Source organism: Acidovorax sp. GW821-FHT10E04 (assembly GCF_059415185.1).
The window spans coordinates 488054-513985 of sequence record NZ_JBWKMT010000003.1 but is presented as its reverse complement, the minus strand read 5'-3'; the positions used below and the strand labels follow the sequence as shown (position 1 = coordinate 513985).

General features: G+C 69.0%; 25 protein-coding genes. 13 read left to right on the top strand and 12 right to left on the bottom strand.

Features of this window, described 5'->3' with window-relative positions; all coding sequences use genetic code 11:
• Positions 1–28 precede the first annotated feature (28 nt).
• From AC07OC_RS11705 to mnmG, 7 genes are all read right to left on the bottom strand, one after another.
• Positions 29–952, bottom strand: a complete 924-nt coding sequence (locus tag AC07OC_RS11705) for a ParB/RepB/Spo0J family partition protein (protein ID WP_218296425.1) — start codon at positions 950–952, stop codon at positions 29–31.
• Between the two features lie 37 nt (positions 953–989).
• Positions 990–1286 (bottom strand): cupin domain-containing protein, encoded by a 297-nt coding sequence (locus AC07OC_RS11700; protein WP_369640974.1) that lies wholly within the window; start codon positions 1284–1286, stop codon positions 990–992.
• A gap of 70 nt (positions 1287–1356) precedes the next feature.
• Complete coding sequence (locus tag AC07OC_RS11695) at positions 1357–1899, bottom strand: RBBP9/YdeN family alpha/beta hydrolase (RefSeq protein ID WP_494601228.1); 543 nt, start codon at positions 1897–1899, stop codon at positions 1357–1359.
• A gap of 34 nt (positions 1900–1933) precedes the next feature.
• Entirely contained in the window at positions 1934–2746 is an 813-nt protein-coding gene (locus AC07OC_RS11690) for a ParA family protein (protein WP_369640972.1), read from the bottom strand.
• Positions 2747–2779: 33 nt separating this feature from the next.
• The gene (locus AC07OC_RS11685; protein WP_218339279.1) at positions 2780–3394 is read right to left on the bottom strand and encodes a LysE family transporter; all 615 of its coding nucleotides are present in this window, start codon (positions 3392–3394) and stop codon (positions 2780–2782) included.
• 139 nt (positions 3395–3533) lie between these two features.
• Complete coding sequence (rsmG, locus tag AC07OC_RS11680) at positions 3534–4214, bottom strand: 16S rRNA (guanine(527)-N(7))-methyltransferase RsmG (RefSeq protein WP_218296715.1); 681 nt, start codon at positions 4212–4214, stop codon at positions 3534–3536.
• 2 nt (positions 4215–4216) lie between these two features.
• Complete coding sequence (gene mnmG / locus AC07OC_RS11675) at positions 4217–6193, bottom strand: tRNA uridine-5-carboxymethylaminomethyl(34) synthesis enzyme MnmG (RefSeq protein WP_494601226.1); 1977 nt, start codon at positions 6191–6193, stop codon at positions 4217–4219.
• 152 nt (positions 6194–6345) lie between these two features.
• Here mnmG and AC07OC_RS11670 point away from each other — a divergent pair, with 152 nt between their 5' ends.
• The 4 genes from AC07OC_RS11670 to AC07OC_RS11655 all read left to right on the top strand — a co-directional run bounded on the left by AC07OC_RS11670 (position 6346) and on the right by AC07OC_RS11655 (position 8687).
• Positions 6346–6972 (top strand): Crp/Fnr family transcriptional regulator, encoded by a 627-nt coding sequence (locus AC07OC_RS11670; protein ID WP_492806760.1) that lies wholly within the window; start codon positions 6346–6348, stop codon positions 6970–6972.
• A 143-nt stretch (positions 6973–7115) separates the two neighbouring features.
• Positions 7116–7745, top strand: a complete 630-nt coding sequence (locus AC07OC_RS11665) for an anthrone oxygenase family protein (protein ID WP_494601224.1) — start codon at positions 7116–7118, stop codon at positions 7743–7745.
• Positions 7721–8329, top strand: coding sequence for an NADPH-dependent FMN reductase (locus AC07OC_RS11660; protein WP_494601222.1), 609 nt, complete (start codon positions 7721–7723; stop codon positions 8327–8329). Before AC07OC_RS11665 ends, AC07OC_RS11660 begins: the two co-directional genes overlap by 25 nt.
• Positions 8330–8408: 79 nt before the next feature.
• Entirely contained in the window at positions 8409–8687 is a 279-nt protein-coding gene (locus AC07OC_RS11655) for a YkgJ family cysteine cluster protein (protein WP_218296417.1), read from the top strand.
• Between the two features lie 30 nt (positions 8688–8717).
• Here AC07OC_RS11655 and AC07OC_RS11650 read toward each other — a convergent pair whose 3' ends face one another.
• Positions 8718–9086, bottom strand: a complete 369-nt coding sequence (locus AC07OC_RS11650; protein ID WP_494601220.1) for a VOC family protein — start codon at positions 9084–9086, stop codon at positions 8718–8720.
• Between the two features lie 355 nt (positions 9087–9441).
• Here AC07OC_RS11650 and AC07OC_RS11645 point away from each other — a divergent pair, with 355 nt between their 5' ends.
• From AC07OC_RS11645 to gstA, 7 genes are all read left to right on the top strand, one after another.
• A complete protein-coding gene (locus tag AC07OC_RS11645; RefSeq protein ID WP_492806756.1) occupies positions 9442–10353 on the top strand; it encodes an RNA polymerase sigma-70 factor in 912 nt (303 codons plus the stop codon).
• A gap of 152 nt (positions 10354–10505) precedes the next feature.
• On the top strand, positions 10506–10970 hold the full coding sequence (locus AC07OC_RS11640) for a carboxymuconolactone decarboxylase family protein (RefSeq protein WP_218296414.1): 465 nt from the start codon (positions 10506–10508) through the stop codon (positions 10968–10970).
• A gap of 201 nt (positions 10971–11171) precedes the next feature.
• Entirely contained in the window at positions 11172–12755 is a 1584-nt protein-coding gene (locus tag AC07OC_RS11635) for a tail fiber domain-containing protein (protein ID WP_492806755.1), read from the top strand.
• Between the two features lie 13 nt (positions 12756–12768).
• A complete protein-coding gene (locus AC07OC_RS11630; protein WP_494601218.1) occupies positions 12769–14484 on the top strand; it encodes a tail fiber domain-containing protein in 1716 nt (571 codons plus the stop codon).
• Positions 14481–15197, top strand: a complete 717-nt coding sequence (locus AC07OC_RS11625) for an Ig domain-containing protein (protein ID WP_218339290.1) — start codon at positions 14481–14483, stop codon at positions 15195–15197. Before AC07OC_RS11630 ends, AC07OC_RS11625 begins: the two co-directional genes overlap by 4 nt.
• Before the next feature lie 261 nt (positions 15198–15458).
• Complete coding sequence (locus tag AC07OC_RS11620; protein ID WP_218296410.1) at positions 15459–16229, top strand: class II aldolase/adducin family protein; 771 nt, start codon at positions 15459–15461, stop codon at positions 16227–16229.
• Positions 16230–16332: 103 nt separating this feature from the next.
• Positions 16333–16941: a glutathione transferase GstA gene (gene gstA, locus AC07OC_RS11615; protein ID WP_218296409.1), complete on the top strand. Its 609-nt coding sequence runs from the start codon at positions 16333–16335 to the stop codon at positions 16939–16941.
• Positions 16942–17107: 166 nt separating this feature from the next.
• Here the strand turns inward: gstA and AC07OC_RS11610 are convergent, their stop codons facing one another.
• Positions 17108–18319 (bottom strand): YbfB/YjiJ family MFS transporter, encoded by a 1212-nt coding sequence (locus AC07OC_RS11610; RefSeq protein WP_494601215.1) that lies wholly within the window; start codon positions 18317–18319, stop codon positions 17108–17110.
• A gap of 179 nt (positions 18320–18498) precedes the next feature.
• Here AC07OC_RS11610 and AC07OC_RS11605 point away from each other — a divergent pair, with 179 nt between their 5' ends.
• A complete protein-coding gene (locus AC07OC_RS11605) occupies positions 18499–19602 on the top strand; it encodes an alkene reductase (RefSeq protein WP_218296407.1) in 1104 nt (367 codons plus the stop codon).
• Between the two features lie 13 nt (positions 19603–19615).
• Here the strand turns inward: AC07OC_RS11605 and AC07OC_RS11600 are convergent, their stop codons facing one another.
• From AC07OC_RS11600 to AC07OC_RS11590, 3 genes are all read right to left on the bottom strand, one after another.
• On the bottom strand, positions 19616–20194 hold the full coding sequence (locus AC07OC_RS11600; RefSeq protein WP_218296406.1) for a hemerythrin domain-containing protein: 579 nt from the start codon (positions 20192–20194) through the stop codon (positions 19616–19618).
• A gap of 218 nt (positions 20195–20412) precedes the next feature.
• Positions 20413–22068 (bottom strand): methyl-accepting chemotaxis protein, encoded by a 1656-nt coding sequence (locus tag AC07OC_RS11595; RefSeq protein ID WP_494601213.1) that lies wholly within the window; start codon positions 22066–22068, stop codon positions 20413–20415.
• A 112-nt stretch (positions 22069–22180) separates the two neighbouring features.
• A complete protein-coding gene (locus tag AC07OC_RS11590; RefSeq protein ID WP_218296404.1) occupies positions 22181–24457 on the bottom strand; it encodes a heavy metal translocating P-type ATPase in 2277 nt (758 codons plus the stop codon).
• 194 nt (positions 24458–24651) lie between these two features.
• Between AC07OC_RS11590 and AC07OC_RS11585 the strand changes: the two genes are divergently transcribed.
• Positions 24652–25779: a flavodoxin family protein gene (locus AC07OC_RS11585; protein ID WP_494601211.1), complete on the top strand. Its 1128-nt coding sequence runs from the start codon at positions 24652–24654 to the stop codon at positions 25777–25779.
• The last annotated feature ends 153 nt before the right edge of the window (positions 25780–25932 follow it).

Here is a 25932-nt window from a genome sequence, read left to right as displayed (position 1 = left end):
TATTTCACACATCCCCGGCACAAGAAGGCTAGGCCTGACCCCGCAGGCGGTCGATCAGCCCGTTCAAGGCCTCCAGCGAGCCGAACTGGATCGCCAGCTCGCCCATGTCCTCCACCCGGCCGTGGCGCTTGACGCGTTTTTTCACGCGCACCTCGACCTCGGCCATGAGCAGGTCCGAGAGTTCTTCCTCCACGCGCTTCAAGTCGCGCGACTTTTCCTTCTGGGGCTTTTGCGGCACCAGGCTGAACTCGGCGCCGATCTTCTTGACCAGCGCCTCGGCCTCGCGCACCGACAGTTTCTTGGCCGCGATCTGGTTGCCCGCCGTGATCTGCGCGGCGCGGTCCAGCGACAGCAGGGCGCGCGCATGGCCCATGTCGATGTCGCCCGCCATCAGCATGGTCTGCACGGGCTCGGCCAGGTTCAACAGGCGCAGCAGGTTGCTGGCGGCGCTGCGCGAGCGGCCCACGGCCTGCGCGGCCAGCTCGTGCGTGAGGCCGAATTCCTTGACCAGGCGCTGCAGCCCGTGGGCTTCTTCCAGCGGGTTGAGGTCCTCGCGCTGGATGTTCTCGATGAGCGCCATGGCGGCCGCCGACTCGTCGGGCACGTCGCGCACCAGCACCGGCACCTCGGCCAGGCCCGCCAGGCGCGAGGCCCGAAAGCGCCGCTCGCCCGCGATGATTTCGTACTTGCCCGCGTGCTCCCCGCCCGTGAGGCGCCGCACCAGGATGGGCTGCATGATGCCCTGGGCCTTGATGGATTCGGCCAGCTCATACAGCGCCCCTTCGTCCATGCGCGTGCGGGGCTGGTACACGCCGGGCACCAGTTCAGACAGCGGCAGGCTGCTGGGCAGCCCGGCTTCAGCCGCCTGGGCCTGTTCCACTTTTTCTTCGACCTTGGGGCCCAGCAGGGCTTCGAGGCCGCGTCCCAGGCCCTTGGGTTTTTTGGTGACCATGAAATGCTTCTCGCGAAAAGGAATGGGGAAAGAGTCTTCAGCGGTCGATGATGACCAGCGTGCCATGGCTGCCGGGCGCGACGGCGTGGGGCACACCTGCTGGCACGATGAACACCTCGCCCGCGTTCACCTCGGTGACCTGCCCCTGCAGGGCGAGGCGCATGCAGCCGTCGAGCACCAGCAGCGCTTCGTCAAAGTCGTGCGACTCGTCGGGGTAGGCGGCGTCGTCCATGCGCAGCACCTTGACGTTGGCGCCGGCGGCCTGGCCCACGACGATGGAGTTCCAGGCGCGGGGCAGTTGGTCGGCGATGGCGGGCAGGTTGATTTTGGTCATGGATCGGATCACTGAGAAATTCGGTAGCTGACGGCTACACGGCGCACCACGCGCCACAAGGCCCAGCGGCTCATGCCGGGTTGGCCAGCTGCAGCAGCCAGCCATGCCCCTCATCCCAATCGCCCAGGCCCGATTCGGCATTGATGTGGCCGCGCTCGCCGTAGTCGATGAAGTGCGCGCCCCAGGCCTGCGCCAAACCTTCGGCGCGCTCCAGGCTGCAATACGGATCGTTGCGGCTGCCCACCAGCACGGCCGGGAACGGCAGGGGTTTGCGTGCAATGGGCGCCCAGCCGTGGATCTGCGCGGCCAGGTCGGGGCGTTCCACATCGCCCGGCGCCACCAGCAGCGCGCCCACCACGCGGTGCGCGTTGGCCGAATGCGCAGCCCACCACGCGGTAAGGATGCAGCCCAGGCTGTGCGCCACCAGCACCACGGGGCCATCGGCATCGACCACGGTGTCCTCCAGCCGCGCCGACCAGTCGCCGCGCAGCGGGCGCATCCAGTCGTGCTGCTCCACGCGGTGGTAGCCGTGGCGGGCCTCCCACAGGCTTTGCCAGTGGCCGGGGCCCGAGTTCTGCCAGCCGGGCAGCAGCAGGATGTTGGAAGCCTTCATTACTATCAATTCAATAGCTATCAGCGCTTGTCTATCAAGCGCTGGGGGCCATTTTTGCCATGGAAGATGCTGCCGCCGGCATGGTGTGCACGCGCTCGACCATCTCCTGCGCAAACTCCACAAAGGCCTGGCTGCCCTTGGCGGCCGGGTCGAACACCACACCGGGCAGTCCGTAGCTGGGCGCCTCGGCCAGGCGCACGTTGCGCGGGATCACGCTGTTGAACACCTTGTCGCCGAAATGGCCCTTGAGCTGGTCGCTCACCTGCTGCTGCAGGGTGATGCGCGGGTCGAACATCACCCGCAGCAGGCCGATGATCTGCAGGTCGGCATTGAGGTTGGCGTGCACCTGCTTGATGGTGTTGACCAGGTCGGTCAGGCCTTCGAGCGCGAAGTATTCGCACTGCATGGGCACGATCACGCCGTGGGCGCTGCACAGGCCGTTGAGCGTGAGCATGGACAGCGACGGCGGGCAGTCGATGAGCACGAAGTCGTAGTCGCCATCGGCCTCTGCCAACGCGGCCTTCAGGCGCTTTTCGCGGTGTTCCAGCGCCACCAGTTCCACCTCGGCGCCCGCCAGCTCGCGGTTGGCGCCCAGCACCCAGTAGCCACATTTTTCCGACAGCACGGCGGCCTCTTTGACCGAGGCGGATTCGAGCAGCACGTCGTACACCGTGAGGTCCAGGCTGCGCTTGTCCACGCCCGAGCCCATGGTGGCATTGCCCTGCGGGTCCAGGTCCACCATCAGCACGCGCTGGCCGATCTTGGCCAGCCCGGCAGCAAGGTTCACGGTGGTGGTGGTCTTGCCAACACCACCCTTCTGATTGGCAACGCAGAAAATTTTGGCCATGTGGGTGTTGCAGTCCGTGTTGTTGTCGTTGTTTTATTTGGAGATGGCCAGCTTGATGCCAAAGCCGATCAAAAAGACGCCCGCCACTTTTTCCAGCACGCGGCCGATGCGCGGGTTGGCGCGCATGCGCGCGGCCAGGTGGTGCGTGAGCAGCACGGCGACCAGCCCGTAGAGGAACGTCAGCACCGCCACGGTAGCCGCCATCACGCCGAAGGTCAGAAAACCCTGGTGGCGCGCGGGATCGACGAACAGCGGGAAGAACGCCATGTAGAACACGATGGCCTTGGGGTTGAGCAGGGTGATGAGCCCCGCCTGCTTGAAATAGTGGCGCGGCTGGATGTTGAGGATGGGTTGCGCCCCCGGCTTGGCCGTGAGCATCTTGAAGCCCAGCCAGGCCAGGTAGGCGGCCCCCAGCCACTGCACCGCATGGAACGCCGTCGGGTACGTGGCCAGCAAGGCCGCCACCCCGGCCACCGCCGCCCACATCAGCACCTGGTCGCCCGCGATCACGCCCATGGTGGCGGCCATGCCGCCGCGCACGCCGCCCTTGCTGGTGGAGGTGATGAGCGCCAGATTCCCGGGGCCCGGAATGAGCAGGAACAACACGATGGCGGCGACAAAGGCGCCGTAGTCTGCGATGCCGAACATGATCTCTCCCGGTGTGCTGGATCTGGAGGGGGTGCCGCGACATGCGGCGCACCCACGATGAGCAGCCGAGTTTAAGCGACCACCCCGCCCTGCTCCCTCATCCGCATGCCAGCGGCTGGCAAACCCGTCCCAAAAAACCTCAGGCGGGCTTCAACCAGATGATGCAGCGCTCGGCCTCCAGGCCCGGGACAGTCAGTGGTTCCACGTGAAACACCGACGCACCCGCGGGCAGGGCTGCGATCTCGTCCTCTGGGTGCTTGCCCTTCATGGCCAGCCACACGCCGTGGGGCGCGGCCAGCGCACCCTGCGACCAGGTCACGAAGTCGGGCAGCGAAGCAAACGCACGGCAGCTGATGATGTCGAACGGCGTCGTCAATGTCTCCACGCGCGCATGCACCCCATGCAGGTTGCGCAGCTTCAAGGACACCGCCGCTTGCTGGATGAATGCCGCCTTCTTGCCCACCGTGTCCACGCAGCTCACATCCACCGCCGGGCAGCAGATGGCGAACACCACACCGGGCAGCCCGCCGCCCGAGCCGACATCCAGCAGGCGCACCGAGCCCGCTGCCAGGCCCTGTTGCTCCAGGGTGGCGACCTGCCGGCGCAGCGGTGCCACCGCCGCCAGGCTGTCGAGCAAATGGTGCGTCATCATCTCCTGCGGGTCGCGCACCGAGGTCAGGTTGTAGACCTTGTTCCACTTCTGCAGCAGGGCCAAAAACTCCATCAGCTGGCTGACCTGGTCATCGCCCAGGCCCAGGCCCAGAGCATCTGCACCCGCCTGCAACTGGCTGCGCAATGCGTCGTTGTGGGGTACGGTCATCGTCATGCCGCGACTTCGCCTTCAGCCTTGGACGGGGCGACGGCAAATTCCTTGAAGCCACCCTTCTTCAGATGCACCATCAACAGCGAGATCGCCGCCGGCGTGATGCCCGTGATGCGCGATGCGTGGCCCAGGGTCTCGGGCCGGTGGCGGCTGAGCACCTGGCGCGCCTCGATGCTCAGGGCCGTGACCTGCATGTAGTCCAGGTCGGGCGGCAGGCGCAGTTTCTCGAAGTGCGCGGCGCGTTCCACCTCGCCCTTCTGGCGGTCGATGTAGCCCGAATACTTGGCCGCAATCTCCACCTGCTCCATCACGGGCTCGCTCAAGGGCCCCAGCGTTTCACGTGAAACCTCGCTGGAGGCGTACTTGCCGCCGTCCATGGACACCAGGCTGGCGTAGTTCACATCCGGGCGGCGCAGCAGCTCGAACAGGTTGTATTCGTGCTCGATGCTCTTGCCCAGCACGCGCTCCGACTCGGCCGCGGGCAGGTTGCGCGGGTTCACCCAGGTGGCTTTCAGACGCTCTGTTTCACGTGAAACCGCATCGCGCTTGCGGCTGAAGGCATCCCAGCGCGCGTCGTCCACCAGGCCCATGCGGCGCCCTGCTTCGGTCAGGCGCATGTCGGCGTTGTCCTCGCGCAGCTGCAGGCGGAACTCGGCCCGGCTGGTGAACATGCGGTAGGGCTCTGTCACCCCCTTGGTGATGAGGTCGTCCACCAGCACGCCCAGGTAGGCCTCGTCGCGGCCGGGCAGCCAGGCGGCTTCGCCCCGGCACTGCAGCGCGGCATTGATGCCGGCGAACAGGCCCTGCGCCGCCGCCTCTTCGTAGCCCGTGGTGCCGTTGATCTGCCCGGCGAAGAACAGGCCCTGGATCTGCCGCGTCTCGAAGCTGCTCTTGAGCGAGCGCGGGTCGAAGTAGTCGTATTCGATGGCGTAGCCAGGGCGCAGGATGTGCGCGTTCTCCAGCCCTGGCATGCTGCGCACCAGGTCGTACTGGATGTCGAACGGCAGGCTGGTGCTGATGCCGTTGGGGTAGTACTCGTGCGTGGTCAGGCCTTCGGGTTCCAGGAAGATCTGGTGGCTGTCCTTGTCGGCAAAGCGGTTGATCTTGTCCTCCACGCTCGGGCAGTAGCGCGGGCCCACGCCCTCGATCTTGCCGGTGAACATGGGGCTGCGGTCAAAGCCGCTGCGGATGATCTCGTGCGTGCGCTCGTTGGTGTGGGTGATCCAGCAGGGCACTTGCTGGGGATGCATCTGCGCGTTGCCCATGAAGCTGAACACGGGCACGGTGCCCTCGTTCACGCCACCGGGCATGCCGTCGCCGGGCTGCTCGGTGCACTTCGAAAAGTCAATGCTGCGCCCGTCGATGCGCGGTGGCGTACCGGTCTTCAGGCGCCCCTGGGGCAGCTCCAGCTCCTTGAGGCGCGCCGACAGCGACACCGCAGGCGGGTCCCCGGCCCGGCCGGCCGCGTAGTTGTTCAGCCCCACATGGATCTTGCCGTCCAGGAACGTCCCGGCCGTGAGCACCACCGTACGGCTGCGAAAGCGGATGCCCACCTGCGTGACGGCGCCCACCACCCGGTCGCCCTCCACCATCAGATCGTCCACCGCCTGCTGGAACAGCCACAGATTGGGCTGGTTCTCCAGCATGCGGCGGATGGCGGCCTTGTACAGAATACGGTCCGCCTGGGCGCGCGTGGCACGCACGGCGGGGCCCTTGCTGCTGTTGAGAATGCGGAACTGGATGCCGCCCTCGTCCGTGGCCAGCGCCATGGCGCCGCCCAGCGCGTCCACCTCCTTCACCAGGTGGCCCTTGCCGATGCCGCCGATGCTGGGGTTGCAGCTCATCTGCCCCAGCGTCTCGATGTTGTGCGTGAGCAGCAGCGTCTTGCTGCCCATGCGCGCGGCGGCCAGCGCGGCCTCGGTGCCCGCATGGCCACCGCCGACAACGATCACATCAAATTCCTGGGGATACAACATGGGGGACACTCCGGGGCCTGGCGGGCCCGATAATCAAAACACCCGGTAGCACAGGGGCACCCTACCCAAGGCGCCGCACACCGGCCCTGCTGGTGGTGGGCGCGCCCGGCGCCCCAGCAGGCAACCCGCGATTTTCCCACTTTGCGCAGGCCGTGTCTGTTTCCAACCCCCTCACCCTCTTCCTGACCGAGTTGCTTGGCGCCCCGCCCCCGGCCGTGGAAGCCTGGTGGGCCCGCGCCGAACGGCGCGTGCTGGAGCGTGGCCAGCCATTGCTGCGGGCAGGCGAATACTGGCGGCACCTGTGGTGGGTGGAGCGCGGCGCCCTGCGGCTGTTTTACCTGGACCGCGACGGAGCAGAGTCCAACAAGAACTTCTTTCTGGACGGCGCCCTGTGCTGGCCCATCACCCCCACACTGCGCCAGCAGCCGGTGATGTTTCACGTGGAACCATTGGAAGACAGCGTGGTGTGGGCGCTGCCCTTGCCCACCGATTCCAGTCGCCCCCTGCCCGGCGCGGGCTGGGCACCGTGGGCCGCGCTGGAGCACCGGGTGCTCTGCGCCCTGCTCGACGGCAAGATGCAGCGCGAGCAGGAATTTCTGCAGCTCAGCGCCCGCCAGCGCTACGCCCGTTTGCTGGAGCAGCATCCGCAATGGGCCGAGCGCATCGCCCTCAAGCACCTGGCGTCGTACCTGGGCGTGACCGATGTCTCGCTGTCGCGCCTGCGCAGCGAGATGGGGCTTAGAGCGGCTAACAAAACTCAGCGTAGCGGCCCTGGCTAGGCGTTCCGTCGCAGGCAGTACAAGCGGTACGACAAGACGGAACAACGACGCCAGGGGAGTTTTGTGAGCCGCTCTTATCAAAGGATAAGGCACTGGGGGCGGCTTACCGGCAGAGTGCGGGCACCACCCCCACCAGCCCGCCCATGACCACCGCCCAGCACCCCAGCAACGCACCGCCCCCGCTCTCCCTCATCCCCCACGCCCTCGCCGTGGTGTGGCTCGGCCTCATGGCCGGGTTCTTCGGCACCTACAGCGCCAACATCAACCTGGCCCTGCTGCAGATGGACGGCGCCATCTACGCCACCGTGCAATCGGCTTTCAATCGCAACGTGCGGCACGCGCTGTTCTTTGTGCTGTTCTTTGGCCCGCCGCTGTGGTGCGCGCTGGCCCTGGCCACGGCCTGGCGTGAACACCGCGCGCCATGGTGGCGCCTGCTGGCCGGGGTGGGCGTGGTCTACCTGCTGGGCATCGTGTTCTTCACCCAGCAGGTCAACCTGCCGCTCAACCACACCACCGAAGCCTGGAACCCCCAGGCCCTGCCCGCCGGCTGGGCCCAGGTGCGCGACCGGTGGAACGCCGCCAACCTGTGGCGCGCGCTGCTCAGCCTGGGTTGTTTCATGGCGGCGCTGGGGTCGCTGGTGGGGCGGCTTGCGGGTCGCCGCACGCAGCCGCGCTGGTGCAGCGCCACGCACCGGCCTCCCGGCTTGCAGGAATCCTGCCACGCGCCTGTGCTCCAATCGCAGGCACCATGCCCCACACACCTTCCCTCCTGATCTTCGCCGGCAGCACGCGCCAGCAGTCCTTCAACCGCAAGCTGGCCCACGCCACCGCCGCCATCGCACGCGACGCGGGCGCCACGGTCACGCTGCTGGAGCTGTCGGACTTCGACATCCCGCTGTACAACGCCGACCTCGAAGCCCAGGGCACACCGGCCGACGTGATCCGGCTCAAGGAGATCCTGTGGCAGCACCCCGCCTGGGTCATCTGCTCGCCCGAGTACAACGGCAGCTACACCGCCCTGCTCAAGAACACCATCGACTGGGCCTCCAGCCCGGTCAAGGGCCACCCGGACTGGCAAGACGGCGGCAAGAGTTTTCGCGGCAAGGTCGTGGGCATGCTCAGCGCCTCGCCCGGCGCCCTGGGCGGCCTGCGCTCGCAAAGCCACCTGGCGCCCCTGCTCATCAACGCCGAATGCTGGCTGGCACCCAAGGCGTTTGCGCTGGGCTCGGCCGGCAGCGCATTCGACGACGGCGGCGCTCTCATCCAGCAAGCCCACCGCGACCGCGTGCGCGCCGTGGTCGACCAGGTGCTGTGGGCATCCAGCTGCCTGCACGGCGATGCTGCCGCTGGCCAGTGAACGCCAAAATTTGAATCAAATTGGCCTCTAGCGCTTTATTCATAAGCGCTAGCAGCTATATAAATAATAGCATCCACCCATGAACTGCCGCCCCGGCTGCGGCGCCTGCTGCACCGCCCCCTCCATCAGCTCGCCCATCCCGGGCATGCCCCAGGGCAAACCGGCGGGGGTGCGGTGCATTCAGCTGGGGGACGGTGCGCGCTGCCTCATTTTTGGGCAACCCGAGCGGCCGGCGGTGTGCGGGGGGCTGATGCCGTCGGCCGAGATGTGTGGCACCAGCACGGAGCAGGCCATGGGTTTCCTGGCGCGGCTGGAGCGGCTGACGGAGCCCGGGAGCGTGGGCGAACCGGCGGGGTGACCGGCGGTCCTCCCGATGGGTCCGCGCCCGCTACTTCATCGAGTGCAGCCCGACCTTGTTGCCCTCGGTGTCCATGAAGTGGGCAAAGAAGCCGAAGTCGTTGCCAATCTCCGTCTTCGGCACCACCACCGCCCCGCCCGCCGGCTCCACGCGCGCCAGCATGGGGGCCAGGTCCTCGCCGCCATTGAGGTACACCATCGTCCCGTTCTGCGAGGGTACGCTGCCCTCCGCCTGCACGAGGGCACCGCCCACGGCGGAGGGGTCGGAGGACAACATCCCCATTTTGGTCGGGCCCATTTCCATGGGCGCGATGGTGATGCCCAGCACCGTCTCGTAGAAAGTCCTGGCGCGGGTGAAGTCGGTCACGGGGATCTCGAACCAGTTCAATGCATGGGCCATGCTGCGCTCCTTGGGTTGCGGGATGAAAACCCGCACTGTGAACCATCGCGCAGCCCGGCGCAATGACGGCCCGGCCAGGCCGCCGCAGGCCTTTCCGCGGGCCGTCCCTTCCCTGTCACGGGCTCCGCGCGAGGGTTGCCTGCGCACGCCCGGTTGCGTACAACACGGTCATTCCTCCCAGCCTTCGGCTCTGCTCAAAAATGCCTCCAGCGCTTTACCGACAAGCGCCAATAGCTATCAAAATAAAAGCAACCAGGGCCGCCCTGTCACACCACCGCTGCCTCCAACGTCTGTGCAGGACCACGGAACAGTCTTCCCACACGCTCCTGCCTGCCGCACGCCACCCGACACCGCCATGACCACGAACCCCGCACCCACCGCCACCGACCCCTTCACCACCCTGCGCCCCCGCCTGTTCGGCATTGCCTACCGCATGCTGGGCGTGCGCGCCGATGCCGAGGACGTACTGCAGGACGCCTGGCTGCGCTGGAGCCGCCAGGATGTGGCCGTGCTGCAATCGGCCGAGGCCTGGCTGGTGACGGTGGTCACGCGGCTGGCCATCGACCGGCTGCGCGCGCTGAAGGCCGAGCGCGAGGCCTACGTGGGCTGGTGGCTCCCCGAGCCGCTGGTGGAGCTGCACCACGGCGACGCACCGCACCACCACGACACCCCCGAGGCGGCCGCCGAGCTGGCGGGCGAGCTGTCGGTGGCATTCATGTACGTGCTGGAGCGCCTGGGGCCGGAGGAGCGCGCGGCCTTTTTGCTGCGCCAGGTGTTCGACTACGACTACCCCGAGATCGCCGCGCAGCTGGGCAAGAGCGAGGCCAGCTGCCGCCAGATGGTGCACCGTGCCAGCGAGCGCGTGCAGCAGGCGCGCACCCGGTTCGAGGTGCCGCAGGCCGTGCACCACCAGCTGCTGCAGCGCTTCATGCGGGCCGCCCAAAGCGGCGACCGCAACGCCATCGAGGCGCTGCTCAGCGAAGACGCGCAGCTGATTGGCGACGGCGGCGGCAAGGTGCCATCCTTTCCCAAGCCGCTGGTGGGGCCGTTCCGCATCGCCAACCTGTACTGGGCGCAGTTCCGCCGCCTGGGCGCGTTGGTGGTCTACCGCATGGCGCTCCTCAACGGCGAACCCGGCCTGCTGCGCTACGTGGACGGCCGCATCGAATCGGCGCAGGCGTTCGTGACGGACGGCGAGCGCATTGTGGCCATCTATGCCGTGCGCAACCCGGACAAGTTGGCGGGCATCCCGGACACGCTGGGGTGACGTGCTGAGGTTTTTTCGGGGCACCGTGTCACAGCGGCAGACCCGGCCACGTCTAACCAGTATGAAAGGCAGCAGCAGCAGCAACACCACCGCAGCCTTCATGCCCGACGTTTTTACCCCGGACCATTGCCATTCACATCCAAGGACCCGCCATGCCATCGACCACCCAACACACCGCCCGCCTGCCCTATCACAAGCTGTCTTCCAAGGCCTTCATGGGCCTGGTGAGCCTGTCGGAAACCCTCAAGAAGGGACCACTGGGCGCGCGCCTGGCCGAACTCGTCTTCCTGCGCGTCTCACAGATCAACGGCTGCGCGTACTGCATGGACATGCACTGGACCTACCTGGTCAAGGACGGCATGGAGCCGCGCCACCTGAACGCCGTGGCCGGCTGGCGCGAGGCGCCGTTCTTCGGCGAGCGTGAACGCGCCGCCCTGCGCTGGGCCGAGATCATCACCGCCACGCCCCACAGCGATGCGAGCGACGAGGAATTCGCGAAGCTGCAGGCGGTGTTCAACGAGACCGAAATCTCCGAACTGGGCTTTGCGATTGCCGTGATCAACGCCTGGAACCTGGTGAACGCCGGGATGCGCGCCCCGATCCCGGAAGCGGGCTGAAGCGTCCTCCCACGCGCCGCAGGGGCGGGCCTGGCGCGCGGGAGAGGGTTTCGGCCCCCACAACCCCTCTCCCGTGCGCAACTGCGGATTGACGCCGCAGTCCCGGTCGCTCAAACTCAAGTGTTTCCATGGGTAACTGGTGTCGCAAAGATGCCTTACCGGCCTTCCCGTGCGCTTCCACCCGCTTTTGAGACCACCGCCATGAACTTCCTGCACCGAACCGCGATGGCCCTGATGGCGAGCCTCGTCGGCGCCACCTGCGCCGCGCAGGCTCCCGCTGCGTCCATCACCACGACACGCCAGAGCGAGCGCATCACCTGGACCGCCAACGAACCCCACGGCGCGGGCAAGTTGCGGCTGGCACGCCCCGACGGCACCGTCAGCGACATGGCGTTCCCACGCGCCCCGATCGTGCTCGAGCCCCAGCGGGCGGGCCTGGCCGACGGACGCTATTTCTATGAGCTGAGCCTGGATCCCCCGCTCGTCATGGACCCCGCGCTGGCCCAGGCCACCCTGCACCAGCGCATCGTTTCCGGCTCCTTTGTCGTGGCCCAGGGCCAGCTGGTGGTCGGCGGCGCCGAGTCCAGCGCGCCCGTACCGCGCCCCAAGTCGGCGGCCACCACGTTCTCCACCAAGGACCAGTTGCTTGCGGACGACCTGATCGTGCAGGGCAGCGTGTGCGCGGGCCTCGACTGCGTCAACAACGAGAACTTCGGTTTTGACACGGTGCGGCTCAAGGGAGCCAATCCCATCATCCATTTCCAGGACACGAGCAATAGCCCGTTTCCCACCAACGACTGGCGGATCAAGGCCAACGACACCGCCTCGGGCGGCGCCTCCTACCTCGCCATCGAGGATGCGACCTCCGGCAACCAGGTCTTCACCGTCAGTGCCGGGGCCCCCACCAACAGCCTCTACGTCAGCTCCGGCGGCGACCTGGGCCTGCGCACCGCCACGCCGGTGCTGGACGTGCACGCCCTGACGGGCGACACGCCCGGGGTCCGCCTGGAACAGACCTCGGCGGGCGGCTTCACGGCGCAGACCTGGGACATCGCTTCCAACGAGGCCAACTTCTTCGTGCGCGACCTCACAGGCGGCTCGCGCCTGCCGCTGCGCATCCGCCCTGGAGCGCCCACCAGCAGCCTGGACATTGCCGCATCGGGCAACGTCGGCCTGGGCACCGCATCGCCGTCCGCCGCGCTGCATGTGCTGCGCAACGACGGCACCGCCCAGGTCCTGGTGCAGGAGACCAACAGCACAGCCGCCCCGCGCACCCTGCTGAACCTGGCCAACAACGGCCCCGCCACGCTGCGCTTCACCACGGCACCGGCCACCGGCTGGGACATGACCTCCGGCACGGCCCTCACCCTGGCCACACAGGGCGCGGGCACACCGCAGTTCACGCTGGCCGCCAACGGCAACCTGGCCATCACCGGCACGCTGAGCACCGGCTCCAGCCGCACGCTCAAGACGGGCATCGAACCCGTCAACGGCACCACCCTGCTGGAAAAAGTGCTGAGCCTGCCGCTCTACCACTGGCGCTACAAGTCCAGCCCCGCGCAGGAGCGCCACGTCGGCCCCATGGCCGAGGACTTCCGCAAGATCTTCCAGCTCGGGCAGGACGACAGGAGCCTGGCCCCCGGCGACCTCGCGGGCGTGACCCTGGGCGCCGTGCAGGCGCTGGCCCGCAAGGTGACCGAACGCGAAGCCGACATCGCAGCCATCAGGGCCCGCATCTCCCTGCTGGAAGCGCAGATGGCGGCCCCCGCCAAGCCCGCGCGCTAAGAGGGTGCCAGCCATGCCACACCACCCCAACGCCTTCCTGGACAGGCCGCAGCCGCGCGCCACGGCCTTGCTGATGATGGCCACCGCGCTCGCAGCGTTGCTGCTGTGCCAGAGCGTGCAGGCACAACCACCAGGCGACGCCGCGATCACGTCCCGCTTGCAGGCCCAGCGGCTGGAATGGACCCCCGCCGCGCCCCATGGCCGCGCCGTGCTGCGCATCGCGCGCGACGGCGGCATGCCCCAGGACTTCGCGCTGCGCAGCCCGCTGGTGTTCTCGCTGCAGGACACCCCCCTGCCCGACGGGCACTACACCTACGAGCTGACGCTCGCCCCCACCACCAGCGCCGTGCGGCACGACGACGCCACGGCGGCCCTGGTCCCGTCCGCACCCTCGGGGGCCGGCGGTGCCATGCTCAGCGGCAGCGTGTCCGTGGCGGGCGGCGCTTTCGTGCTGCCACCGCAGGTGCCGCCCCGGGGCGAGGTCGGCGCGGCAGACAGCGGCAGCGACAGCGCCACCACGCCCTCCACCCGCTCCACCCTGGCCAGCGCAAGCACGCGCATGGTGGCCAAGGACCAGCTGGTCAGCGACGACCACATCATCCAGGGCAGCGTCTGCGCGGGATTTGACTGCGCCATCAACGAGGGCTTTGGCGACGACACCCTGCGGCTGAAGGAAAACAACCTGCGCATCGGGTTTCAGGACACCCGCGTTGCACCGTTTCCCAGCAATGACTGGACGCTGGTCGCCAATGACAGTGCCAGCGGCGGAGCCAGCTTCATGGGCATCGAGGATGTCACGGGTGCCAAGTTCCCCGTGCGCTGGCTGGCCGGAGCGCCGGCCAACAGCCTGTACGTGAGCCCGCAGGGTCGCGTGGGGATACGCACGGCCGTGCCCGTGCTGGACCTGCATGTGGTGTCCACCGACACACCGGGGTTGCGGCAGGAGCAGAGCAACGTCAGCGGCTTCACGGCCCAGACCTGGGACATTGCCGGCAACGAGGCCAATTTCTTCGTGCGCGACGTCACGGGCGGCTCGCGCCTGCCCCTGCGCATTCGCCCCGGGGCTCCACACTCCAGCCTCGACATCGCCGGCAATGGCAACGTCGGCATGGGGACTCCGCGCCCCATGGCATCCCTGACCCTGCGGCGCGCCGACGGCTCCGGCAGCCTGCTGGTCGACAACACGGCGGGCGCTGCCCTGGCCCCGCGCGTGCAGATGGAACTGCAGAACAACGGCGCCATCGCCGCGCGCCTTGCGCACGGCACCGGCACGGCGTACTGGACCCAGCATGCCACCGCCACCGCCATGGGCCTGGCCCCCAGCGGCAGCGGCAGCAACGCGCTGTCGGTGCAGTCGAATGGCGGCCTGATGGTGGCCGGCACGCTCAGCCAGGGCTCCAGCCGCACGCTCAAGCACGACATCACCGCTGCACCGGTCCACGCGATCCTGGGCGAGGTGGCGCAACTGCCGCTGTATGCGTGGCGCTACCTGAGCGACCTCAACGCCAGCCTGCACCTGGGCCCCATGGCCGAAGACGTGCACCACCGCTTCAAGGTGGGCGAAAGCCCCCGTACGCTCGCGCCCAGCGATGTCGCCGGCCTCGCGGCCGCCACGGTCCAGGCCCTGCACCAGAAGCTGGCCGCCAAGGATGAGGAACTCCTGGCCCTGGCGGAACGCCTTTCGGCCCTGGAGCAGCAGCTTGCGCGCAAGCGCGGAGGCGCGCGATGATGGCCCGTGCAGCGCGGGCTGCAGCCACCTGGTGCCGGCACCTCCTCGCGGGAGCGGGCGCCGCCGGCCTGCTGCTGTGGGGTGCAGCAGCAGGCGCCCAGAGCATCAACGTCACACCTTCCACCATTCCCGTGCCGGTGCAGGGCGTGCCCTACAGCGTGACCTTCGTGGGCAGCAATGGTGTGGCGCCGTACCAGTTCCTGGTCAGCACCGGCATGCTGCCCGCCGGCCTGAGCCTGTCGGCCGGGGGCGCCCTCACGGGCACCCCCACCACCGCAGCGGCGTACAGCTTCACCATCACGGTGTCCGACTTCCTGGGCCGCGAGCTGGACCTGACAGGCACGGGCGCCGTGACCAGTGCGCTGGTCATCACCCCGCCACCCGGACTCGTCGTCAACACGCCATACAGCGGACAGATCCAGGTGACGGGCGGAACAGGCCCCTACACCTTTGTCATCAACTCGGGCGCCTTGCCACCGGGCATGTCGCTCAGCGCCAGCGGCATGCTGACCGGCACACCCACCACCCTGGGCAACTACATCCTGGTCATCCGGGTCACGGATGCCAACGGCCTGTCCTCCGTCATCACGCTGAACATCAGCGTCGCGGCCACTGCCACGATTCCGGTCAACGACCCCTGGATGCTGGCCCTCGCTGCACTGGGATTGGGCTGGCTGGGACGGCGGCAACTTCAGCAGCGGCAGCGGTACTGACACACGGGCACGGCCGTACGGGCAGCCAAGCGCGCCTGCGCCTGCTGCCCGACAAGGTCGGGTTGCCTGGGCTTCCTGCGCCAGCAGCGACACAGCACCGGCCGTCCCGCGTCACGGCCAGACCCATGCATGGCGGCTCCTGGGCCACAAGGCCGCCAAGCTGCTCCAAAGTGCGTCAGGTGTAGCCTGCCTGACAGACCCTGGCGCAACACCGCCCTACAGTGGCGTCTCCCATCCCCACAAAAAGCCGGAGACACCACCATGCTCAACATCCCTTCCCTGCAAGACAGCGTCAGCCCCGAAGAATGGCAGCTGCGCTGCGACCTGGCTGCCTGCTACCGGCTCGTGGCGCTGTACGGCTGGAGCGACCTGGTCTTCACGCACATCAGCGCCAAGCTGCCCGAGTCGGTGTCCGGCCCGGAGCACCACTTCCTCATCAACCCCTACGGCCTCATGTTCGACGAGATCACCGCGTCGAGCCTCATCAAGGTGGACATGCAGTGCAACAAGCTGCACGACTCGCCCTTTCCCGTGAACCCGGCGGGCTTCGTGATCCACAGCGCCGTGCACGAGGCCCGGCCCGAGGCGGGGTGCGTGCTGCACACCCACACGCGCGCCGGCGTGGCCGTGAGCGCGCAACAGGGCGGCGTGCTGCCCATCAGCCAGCAGAGCACCTTCGTGCTGGGCTCGCTGGCGTACCACGAGTACGAGGGCGTGGCCTTTCGCGACGAGGAAAAGCCGCGCCTGCAGGCCGACCTGGGCGAGGCCAACTTCCTCATGCTGCGCAACCACGGCCTGCTCACCGTGGGCAGGACGATCGCCGATGCCTTCCTGTCGATGTACACCTTCGAGAACACCTGCCGCATCCAGATCGACGCGCAGGCCGGCGGCGCGCTGACCTCGGTGAACCCGCAGATCGTGAGCGGCGTGGCCCAGGCCATGCGGGTGCAGACAGGCGGGCTGGGCGGTGCGTTTGCATGGCCCGCGCTGCTGCGCAAGGTGCAGCGCGACATGCCCGGCCACGACGTCTGAGGCGCCGTGGCGCGAGGGGGCGCGGGGCCGTGCCCCCGTGCCAGCAGAAAGACGGTGCAGCGCATAGCATCGGAGGGTTCCCACTTTTCACGAGGATCCGTCCATGAAGCTCTACTACTCCCCCGGCGCCTGCTCGCTCTCCCCGCACATCGCACTGCACGAGGCCGGCCTGGCCTACACGCCCGTGCTGGCCAGCACCAAGACGCACAAGCTGCAGGACGGCTCCGACTACTACGGCATCAACCCGCTGGGCTATGTGCCGATGCTGGAACTGGACGACGGCACGCGGCTGCGCGAAGGCCCCGCCATCGTGCAATACATCGCCGACCAGGTGCCACTCAAGATGCTGGCCCCCCAGAACGGCACGCTGCAGCGCTACCGCCTGCAGGAATGGCTCACCTTCATCGGCATGGAACTGCACCGCGGCTTCACCCCGCTCTTCAATCCTGCCACGCCCGAGGAATACAAGGTGATGGCGCGCGACAGACTGCTGCAGCGTCTGCAGTGGGTGGACGGCCAGCTCGCCGGCAAGCAGTACGTCATGGGCGACCACTTCACCGTGGCCGACGGCTACCTGTTCACCGTGCAAGGCTGGCACAAGCCCACCAGCATCGATATCTCCGGCCTGGCCAACCTGCAGGCCTACGCCGCCCGCGTGGCGGCCCGCCCCGCCGTGCAGGCCGCCATGAAGGTGGAAGGCCTGCTGAAATAGGGACACCCCCCTGAGGCGCTGCGCGCCTTCCCCCCAACTCCCGCTACGCGGGCAGGGGGACAACGCCCTCGCTGCGGGGCGGCCCTTGCCCGGCGTTCCTGGCCTAGGCCGCGCCAGTATCGATTGGGAGCGCCTAGCGCGGCGCACGGCCAAAATTCCAGATGCGCTAGAGCGGCTTCTGCCGCCACGCCACCAGCGCCCCCAACCACAGCGCGCAGGCCGAGAACACCAGCCCGCGCGCGAGGCCTCCCGGGCCATCGGCGATCCAGCCCACCACCGTGGGCCCCACGATCTGCCCGGCGGCGAACACGATGGTGAAGGCGCTGATGCCGCTGGCCCACAGCACCTGTGGCAGGTTGTGCCGCACCAGGGCGGTGGTCGATGCCACCACCGACAGGAACACGCCGCCAAACAGCAGGCCCGAGGCCAGCACCACCGGCCAGGCCGACGTCAGCGCGGGCAGCACGGTGGCCACGCCCAGCAGCCCGTTGAGCAGGCCCAGCGCCTGGCCGCCACGGCTGCGGTCCAGCAGCCCCGCCCAGATGCGCGACGACAGCACCACCGCCAGCCCCAGCAGCGCATAGAACCAGGTCACCGCCGTGCCGCTGGCGCCTTGCTCGCGCAGCAGCGCCACGACGAAGGTCATGTAGCCGATGTAGCCCACGCCGAACAGGCCGTAGCCCAGCAGCGCGGGCGCCAGCGCACGCCAGCGCACCCGGGCGGGCGGCGGCACCACATTGAAGGCCCGGGGGGCATCCGCGGGCACCGCCAGCCCGCGCAGCACACGCGCGGGCCACCACAGGGCCGCAGTCGCGGCCATGCAGGCCAGCGCCAGCGCCCACCAGGCCCACGTCCAGGCATGCGGGGACGGCGCCGCCGCCAGCACGGCGGGCACGAGCACGGCCGACAGGCTGATGCCGCAGCCCGTGCCCCCGTAGTACAGCCCCAGCAGCAGGCCGCTGCGCCCCGGCTCCTGCGCCCCCAGGCGCGCGGCGAGCAGGCCGCCGGCAATGAACACGAGCGCGCTCGCCCCGCCGGCCAGCAGGCGCTGCAGCAGGAGCGGCACCGCCTCGGTGAAAAAACCGCTGAGCCCCATGAACACGGTGGCCAGCACCGCGCCGGCCAGCAGCACGGCCCCCGGTGCGGCACGCCGCAGCAGCCAGGGCGTGGCCAGCGCGCCGACCAGGTAGCCCAGCGCATTCACGGTGTTCATCGCGCCCGCGAGGGTGTAGGACCAGCCCAGGTCCTCCCGCATGGGCGGCAGCAGCAGCGCGTACGCAAAGCGCGTGATGCCGAGCGACACCGCCGCCCCCATCGACAGCGCCACGGCCAGCCACAGCGCGGGCACGGGGCGGGGGGAAGGATGGCGGGGCGGCATGGCGTTTGATTCTGCCCCAGGCCGCGCCAGCGCGCCGCGGCCCCCCGCACACCGCCGGCCAGCCCCGGATAGCACAAAACCAGAGCCCTTGTTGACGCATGTGCGCTGCACGTTTTGCGCGGCAGCATTAACCTTCCGGGGTTGATCGATTGTGTGCAACCCGTTTTTGAAAGCCCCGCATGCCTTTTCTGTCCGACCCCGTCCAAGCCGGTGACCTGCAGCTGGCCAACCGCATCGCCATGGCACCGCTCACGCGCAACCGCTCGCCCAACGCGGTGCCCACCGACCTCGTGGCCACCTACTACACGCAGCGCGCCAGCGCCGGCCTGCTGATTTCCGAGGCCACCGCCATCAGCCACCAGGGACAGGGCTACGCCGACGTGCCCGGCCTGTATGCGCCCGAGCAGATCGCCGGCTGGAAGAAGGTCACTTCGTCCGTGCACGCGGCGGGCGGCAAGATCGTGGTGCAGCTGTGGCATGTGGGCCGTGTCTCGCACACCGACCTGCAGCCGGGCCATGCCGCGCCCGTGGCCCCGTCGGCGATCCAGGCCAAGACCAAGACCGTGCTCATCAAGGACGGCGTGCCCACGTTCACCCAGACCTCGGAGCCCCGCGCGCTCGAGATCGCCGAGATCCCCGGCATCGTGGCCGACTACCGCCGTGCCGCCCGCGCTGCCATCGAGGCCGGCTTCGACGGCGTGGAGGTGCACGCCGCCAACGGCTACCTGATCGACCAGTTCCTCAAGACCAGCGCCAACCACCGCACCGACGCCTATGGCGGCAGCATCGAGAACCGCGCCCGGCTGCTGGTCGAAGTGGTCACCGCCATCACGCAGGAAATCGGTGCCGGCCGCACGGGCATCCGCCTGTCGCCCGTGACGCCCGCCAACGACGTGGTGGACGCGGACCCGCAGCCCCTGTTTGACTACGTGGTGCGCCAGCTCGGCCCGCTGGGCCTTTCCTACATCCACGTGATCGAGGGTGCGACCGGCGGCCCGCGCGAACTGCCCGACCGCCCCTTCGACTACGCGGCCCTGAAGGCGGCCTACCGCGCGGCCGGCGGCCAGGGCGCGTGGATGGTGAACAACGCCTACGACAAGGCGCTGGCGGAAACCGCGCTCGCGAACGGCGCGGACATCGTGGCCTTTGGCCGGCCGTTCATCGCCAACCCCGACCTCGTGCAGCGCCTGGAGCGCGGCGCGCCCCTGAACGAGGTCAACCGCGCCACGCTGTACGGCGGCGGCGCGGAGGGCTACACCGACTACCCCGCCCTGTCGGCCTGAGGCGGGCGCGACGTCAGCCCAGCCCGATCGGGCTGGGCGCCCGCATCACGATGCGCGTGAACAGGCGATCGTAGGCGGGGTCCCGCGCCTGGCCGGGCGCCAGCGGGTTGGTATTGCCGGCAAACGCCGCATCGATCGCGGCCCAGTCGCCAGGCTGCAGGCATGCCTGGGCTGCTGGCAAGACCACGGTTTCCTCCAGGCGCATGTGCTCCAGGTAGAAAGCGACATAGCGCCGCAGGGCCTCGGAAAAGGTGTCGCGGCGCGCCTCGCCCATCAGCTCCCAGCCCAGCAGCAGATGCTGCAGCTCGCGCACGGCGGCCTCGCCGCCCGCGTGTTCGCGCTCCAGTTGCGCGATGGCGCCGGCCGCCTCCGGCGAACGCTCGGCCACCTTCGGGAACAGCCATTGCGATTCCTTCGGGTGGTGCTGGCGTTCGGGGAATTCGTCGATGTAGAACAGCATGGCCCGCATCACGTCGAAGAACGCGGCGGGCTCGTCGCCCGGCCCCTGGTCCAGCATCAGGCGCAAGGAATGCAGCACGGCCGCAAGCGACGCATGCTCTTCGTGGATGGTCCGCAGGCTGATCGACGGCATGGCAGTGCTCCCCAGGTCACAAGGCCTCCAGATTGCCATGCAGGCGCCCGCCCGCGCATGACGCAGGTCAACAAACCGTCGGGGACCGGGTGCGCATCGCGCGGCCGGTGCGCCTGCGGCCGCCGCACGCCGGGCATGAAAAAGCCCTGCATGCGCATCCGCCCGCAGGGCCCATTCCGGGTGTGATGGCGCGCGGGCGCCACCGGTTCAATCCATCATCAGCGCGCGAGCAGTGCCCTGGAAGGCTCCCCGGCAAGCGCCTGGTGCTGCGGCGCCTCCACGGGTGCGTGGTGGGCAGCGTGGAGCATGGCGTCGGCCAGGCGGAACTGCTGCACCACCTGCGACAGGCGCGCGGCCTGTTCGCGCATGGACTCGGCCGCCGCCGCGGATTCCTCCACCAGCGCCGCGTTCTGCTGCGTCATGCGGTCGATCTCGCCCACCGACTGGTTCACCTGGCCGATGCCGGCCGACTGCTCCGACGCCGCCGCCGTGATCTCGCCGATGATGTCGCCCACGCGCTGCACGCTGGCCACGATTTCCTTCATGGCCGTGCCCGCATCCTCCACGTGGCGCACGCCCCCGTCCACGGCCGTCACGCTGCTCTGGATCAGGCCCTTGATGTCGCTGGCCGCCGCCGCCGAGCGCTGGGCCAGGCTGCGCACCTCGCTGGCCACCACGGCAAAGCCCCGCCCCTGCTCACCGGCGCGCGCGGCTTCCACGGCGGCGTTCAGCGCGAGGATGTTGGTCTGGAAGGCGATGGAATCGATCAGGCCGATGATGTCGCCGATCTTGCGGCTGGAGGCCGAAATCTCCTGCATGCTGGAGACGGCCTGCTGCACCACCGAGCCGCCGCGCGTCGCGGTGCTGGAGGCCGATGCCGCCAGCTGGTTGGCCATCTGCGACGACGACGCGGTCTGCTGCACCGTCGAGGTGAGCTGCGAGAGCGAAGCCACCGCTTCCTGGGCATTGCTCGCCGTCTGCTCGGTGCGTTGCGAGAGGTCCTGGTTGCCCATGGCGATCTCCTGGCTGGCCGTGGCGATGTTGCCGCTGGCGTCCCGCACCTGCGCCACGAGCGCGCCCAGGCCCTGCTGCATGTCGCGCAGCGCGCGCTGCAGGTCGGCCACTTCGTCCTTGCCTTCGGCGGCAATGTTCTGGGACAGGTCCCCCCCGGCAATGGCCTGCGCCATGCGGCGCGCCTCTTCAAGCGGGTGGCAGATCGAGTTCATGTTCATCAGCGTGGTGGGCACCACCACCACCACGGTGATCACCACGGCCAGGACGAAGAGCCACTTGGTCTCGCTGGACACCCGGCCCTGCTGTTCGACCGACTTGGCCACTTCGGCCCGCAGCACGGTATCGAGCTCTCCCACCAGCTTGTCGGCCTGGTCGAACTCGGCCACGGCCTTGCCGCTCATGCGGTTGGCAATCGTGGCGGTGTCGTAGCCGCTGGCTTCCAGCTGCCGGGCCACATGGGCAAACAGCTCGCGGTAGCTGTCCAGCCTGGCGATGATGTTGCGCACCACCACGTTGTCCGCGTCGTCCTCGCCCTCCAGGAACTTCGCGGCGATCTTCTTGGCCTTGTCCTGGCTGGCCAGCCACTTGTCGTGCGCGGCCTTCACGGCTTCCGGCTTCTCGTAGCCAATGATCATGTCCTTCTCGTACTGGCGGACGGAGCCCATCTCGCCGCGCAGCTCCGCCATGTAGCCCACCTTGGCGAAGGAGTTGTCCATGAAGTTCTGGCTCATGTCATGGATGCGGAACATGCCCAGCATGCCCGCGCCGCCCAGCAGGCCCAGCAGGCCCAGCACCACCGCGATGGCCCCCAGCATGCGCATTCGGATGGTGAACTGCCGCATGAACGAGAAGAGATTCATGATGTGTCGTCCTTTTATGGGTATGGAGGGGCCGCGCCTGCATTCGAAGCCGCCGGCCTGCAACAAAGCGTTGCAGTTTGCCAGACATCGATGACCGCACTGTACGTATTTATCACATGCGCCAGCGCTTCAGTAAGAGGGCATTCGCCATCACGCTGACCGAGCTCAAGGCCATGGCCGCCCCTGCCACCACGGGGCTCAGGTAGCCCATCGCCGCCAGAGGAATCCCGGCCACGTTGTACGCGAACGCCCAGAACAGGTTCTGGCGGATCTTCATCACCGTGCGGTGGGAGATGTCGAGCGCCGCGGCCACCAGCATCGGGTCGCCCCGCATCAGCGTGATGCCCGCCGCATGCATGGCCACGTCCGTGCCGTTGCCCATGGCCATGCCCACATCGGCCGCCGCCAGCGCCGGGGCGTCGTTCACGCCGTCGCCCACCATCGCGACAATACGGCCCCCGCGCCGCGCCGCTGCGCCGGGTCGCTGCCCTCCGGGAGGGACTTCTTCGCTACCCCGTTGCAACGCAGCCACCCTGGCGGCCTTGTCACCCGGCAATACCTCGGCCATCACCTCACCCGCGTCGGGGTCCAGCCCCAGGCGCCGGGCCATGGCCTCGGCCGCTCCCCGGTTGTCGCCCGAGATCATCACGGTGCGGATGCCACGCGCCTTCAGCGCCGCCAGCGCCGCGCGCGCGCCGGGCTTGGGCTCGTCGCCAAAGGCCATCAAGGCACGCAAGACATAGCGTGCGCCGCTCGCCCCTTCGGTCGCACGCTGGGCCACGGCCGACACGGTGGCGCCCTCGTCCTGCAGCGCCCGGGCGCGCGCCGCCAGGGGGCCCATCTCCACGCCCAGCTCCTGCATCCAGCGCAGGCTGCCCACCAGGTAGCGCTGCCCGGCCACATCGCCCTCGGTGCCGCGACCGGGCACGGCGCGCACATCCTGCACCGCCGCCACGCGGACCTGCCGCTCGCCCGCGGCCGCCACCACGGCGCGTGCAAGCGGGTGTTCGCTGCCGCTTTGCACCGCCACCACCGCGGCCATCACGGCCGCGTCGTCCAGGCCGGGCACCACCTCGAACGCCGTCAGCCGGGGCTGGCCCACGGTCAGCGTGCCCGTCTTGTCGAAGGCCACCGTGTCCACCTTGTGGGCCAGCTCCAGCGCCTGCGCGTCCTTGATCAAAATGCCGTTCCTGGCCGCCACCCCCGTGCCCGCCATGATGGCCGCCGGCGTGGCCAGGCCCAGCGCACAGGGGCAGGCGATCACCATCACGGCCACGGCGTGGATCAGCGCGGCCTCGATGCCCACGCCCATCCACAGCCAGCCCAGCAGCGTGGCCAGCGCCACCACCAGCACCACGGGCACGAACACGGCCGACACCTGGTCCACCAGCCGCTGGATGGGCGCCTTGGCCGCCTGGGCGTCTTCCACCAGCCGGATGATCTGGGACAGCACCGTCTCGGCCCCCACCGCGGTCACGGCCATCACGATGCGGCCGTCGCCGTTGATCGATCCCCCCGTCAGCGCCGCGCCCACATCACGCGCCACCGGCAGGGGCTCGCCGGTCAGCATGGATTCGTCCACCTGCGTGTGGCCCTCGTGCACCGTGCCGTCCACCGGGATGCGCTCGCCCGGCCGCACCACCAGCTGGTCGCCCACCAGCACCTCGGCCACGGGAACGTCCACCTCGCCCTCCCTGCCCAGGAGGTGCACCAGGTCCGGCCGCAGGGCATGCAGCGCGCGGATGGCGGCCGTGGTCTGGCGCTTGGCGCGCGCCTCCAGCCACTTGCCCAGCAGCACCAGCGTGACCACCACGGCAGAGGCTTCGAAGTACAGGTGCGGCGCATGGCCTTCATGGGCCGTGAGCCACAGCCACACCGACAGGCCCCAGCCCGCGCTGGTGCCCAGGGCCACCAGCAGGTCCATGTTGCCCGCCAGGGCCTTCACCGCATGCCAGCCCGCCTTGTAGAAGCGCGCGCCCAGGACGAACTGCACCGGCGTGGCCAGCGCGAACTGCACCCAGGCCGGAAGCATCCAGTGCAGGCCGAACAGCTCCCCCAGCATGGGCAGCACCAGCGGGGCCGACAGCAGCAGGCCGATGCCCACCGGCAGAAAGCCCGCCCAGGGCGACAGATCCTCGGGCGCCTCGGCCGGCCCCGCGGCGCGCGGCTCATAGCCCGCATTGCGCACGGCGCGGCGCAGCAGCGCCTCCATGGCCTCGGCGTCGGCGGTGGCCGCGCCCGGTGCCCAGGCCACGCGGGCCGACTCGGTGGCGAGATTCACGGTGGCATCCTGCACGCCGGGCACCTTGCGCAGCGCCCGCTCCACGCGCGCCACGCAGCTGGCACAGGTCATGCCGCCGATGCCCAGATCCAGGGGCGGGAAAGCCATGGGCGTGGCGGAAGGACCGGCGGGAGAGGGAAGGTGTTGTATGGCCATGGGGAGCACGGTACACCTTGACATGATGGCAAGGTCAAGCACTTCGGCAGGCCCCGGCCCGGCACGCTGCCGATCACCCGCCGCCGACAGCCCACACGGCGCCTTGTCCGATACGCAGCCCCACGGGCTGGTGATCGAATGGCCGCATGACGACACGCCCCACGCCCCACGCTCCTCCCCCCGCCGCTGCCGCGGCTGCGGCGCCGCAGCCGCGCACTGGCCAGGCCCCCGCGCCCCTGGACCGCGCGGCATTCCGCGAGCGGTTCCTGCAGGACTTCCAGGACCCGCGCTTCGCCAGCGAGGCGGCCGACGCCATCGACCGCATCGAGGCCATCGCCTGGCGCAACTACGACGAGGGCCGCAAGGCGCCGCGCACCCGCAAGGCCGGCCCGGGCCATGCCGACCCGGACTACGACCTGTCGGTGGACTGGATCGAGGCCAAGGAGCGCATCGACGCCGCACGCACCCGCTGGGCCGACAAGGCATCGCCGCCCCGTGCGCTGCTGGTGTGCGGATCGGCCCGCAACGACGGCACCTGCCCCGGCGAAATCTCCAAGAGCTGGCGCCTGCTGCACACGGCGCGCGAGGCCCTGGCGGACGCCGGGGTCGAGGTGGACACGCTGGACCTGAGCCGCGTCACCTCGGACTACGGGCGCCACATCCACCCCTGCAAGGGCTGTGTCTCCACCGCCATGCCGCTGTGCCACTTTCCGTGCAGCTGCTACCCCAACCACGCCATGCGCCAGACCGGCGACTGGATGAACGAGATCTACGAGCGCTGGACCGCCGCGCACGGCGTGATGATCCTCACCCCCGTGTACTGGTACCAGGCACCGAGCCCCCTCAAGCTCATGATCGACCGCCTGGTGTGCGCCGACGGCGGCAACCCCGACCCCACCAGCACCCACGGCAAGAAGGCCGCCGAAGCCAAGGCGCTGGAACTGGCGGGCTGGGACTACCCCAAGCACCTGGCCGGGCGCGCCTATGCGCTGGCGGTGCATGGCGACGTGGCCGGCATTGAGAGCACGCGCCGGGGCCTGTCGGACTGGCTGGACTGGATGGGCTTCATCGACGCCGGCCCCGCCGCGCGGCTGGACCGCTACATCGGCTACTACAAAAGCTACGCCGACAGCCATGCCGCGCTGGACCGGGACACCGCCGTGCAGGACGAGGTGCGCGGCGCCGCCCAGGCGCTGGCCGTGGCCATCACCGCGCTGCGCGCCGGCCGCCTGGTGCAGCCCGACGCAGGCGTGCGCAGGCCACGGCCCAAATAGGATTCGATCAAAATTCCGCCATGGCGCTTGTCCATATTGTGCAAGCAGCTATATTTTCAATAGCAAACAGAGGGGAATTCCCCGGGGGGCTTGACCTTGCCATGATGTGAAGGTTTACGCTGCAGGTGTTCAAGCACTTTATCGGCACAGGAG

Bases quoted from the DNA above. Each gene is read 5' to 3' on its own strand.
- AC07OC_RS11705 (WP_218296425.1), bottom strand. From the start codon at position 952: ATGGTCACCAAAAAACCCAAGGGCCTGGGACGCGGCCTCGAAGCCCTG.
- AC07OC_RS11700 (WP_369640974.1), bottom strand. From the start codon at position 1,286: ATGACCAAAATCAACCTGCCCGCCATCGCCGACCAACTGCCCCGCGCC.
- AC07OC_RS11695 (WP_494601228.1), bottom strand. From the start codon at position 1,899: ATGAAGGCTTCCAACATCCTGCTGCTGCCCGGCTGGCAGAACTCGGGC.
- AC07OC_RS11690 (WP_369640972.1), bottom strand. From the start codon at position 2,746: ATGGCCAAAATTTTCTGCGTTGCCAATCAGAAGGGTGGTGTTGGCAAG.
- AC07OC_RS11685 (WP_218339279.1), bottom strand. From the start codon at position 3,394: ATGTTCGGCATCGCAGACTACGGCGCCTTTGTCGCCGCCATCGTGTTG.
- rsmG (WP_218296715.1), bottom strand. From the start codon at position 4,214: ATGACCGTACCCCACAACGACGCATTGCGCAGCCAGTTGCAGGCGGGT.
- mnmG (WP_494601226.1), bottom strand. From the start codon at position 6,193: ATGTTGTATCCCCAGGAATTTGATGTGATCGTTGTCGGCGGTGGCCAT.
- AC07OC_RS11665 (WP_494601224.1), top strand. From the start codon at position 7,116: ATGACCACCGCCCAGCACCCCAGCAACGCACCGCCCCCGCTCTCCCTC.
- AC07OC_RS11660 (WP_494601222.1), top strand. From the start codon at position 7,721: ATGCCCCACACACCTTCCCTCCTGATCTTCGCCGGCAGCACGCGCCAG.
- AC07OC_RS11655 (WP_218296417.1), top strand. From the start codon at position 8,409: ATGAACTGCCGCCCCGGCTGCGGCGCCTGCTGCACCGCCCCCTCCATC.
- AC07OC_RS11650 (WP_494601220.1), bottom strand. From the start codon at position 9,086: ATGGCCCATGCATTGAACTGGTTCGAGATCCCCGTGACCGACTTCACC.
- AC07OC_RS11645 (WP_492806756.1), top strand. From the start codon at position 9,442: ATGACCACGAACCCCGCACCCACCGCCACCGACCCCTTCACCACCCTG.
- AC07OC_RS11640 (WP_218296414.1), top strand. From the start codon at position 10,506: ATGCCATCGACCACCCAACACACCGCCCGCCTGCCCTATCACAAGCTG.
- AC07OC_RS11635 (WP_492806755.1), top strand. From the start codon at position 11,172: ATGAACTTCCTGCACCGAACCGCGATGGCCCTGATGGCGAGCCTCGTC.
- AC07OC_RS11630 (WP_494601218.1), top strand. From the start codon at position 12,769: ATGCCACACCACCCCAACGCCTTCCTGGACAGGCCGCAGCCGCGCGCC.
- AC07OC_RS11625 (WP_218339290.1), top strand. From the start codon at position 14,481: ATGATGGCCCGTGCAGCGCGGGCTGCAGCCACCTGGTGCCGGCACCTC.
- AC07OC_RS11620 (WP_218296410.1), top strand. From the start codon at position 15,459: ATGCTCAACATCCCTTCCCTGCAAGACAGCGTCAGCCCCGAAGAATGG.
- gstA (WP_218296409.1), top strand. From the start codon at position 16,333: ATGAAGCTCTACTACTCCCCCGGCGCCTGCTCGCTCTCCCCGCACATC.
- AC07OC_RS11610 (WP_494601215.1), bottom strand. From the start codon at position 18,319: ATGCCGCCCCGCCATCCTTCCCCCCGCCCCGTGCCCGCGCTGTGGCTG.
- AC07OC_RS11605 (WP_218296407.1), top strand. From the start codon at position 18,499: ATGCCTTTTCTGTCCGACCCCGTCCAAGCCGGTGACCTGCAGCTGGCC.
- AC07OC_RS11600 (WP_218296406.1), bottom strand. From the start codon at position 20,194: ATGCCGTCGATCAGCCTGCGGACCATCCACGAAGAGCATGCGTCGCTT.
- AC07OC_RS11595 (WP_494601213.1), bottom strand. From the start codon at position 22,068: ATGAATCTCTTCTCGTTCATGCGGCAGTTCACCATCCGAATGCGCATG.
- AC07OC_RS11590 (WP_218296404.1), bottom strand. From the start codon at position 24,457: ATGGCTTTCCCGCCCCTGGATCTGGGCATCGGCGGCATGACCTGTGCC.
- AC07OC_RS11585 (WP_494601211.1), top strand. From the start codon at position 24,652: ATGACGACACGCCCCACGCCCCACGCTCCTCCCCCCGCCGCTGCCGCG.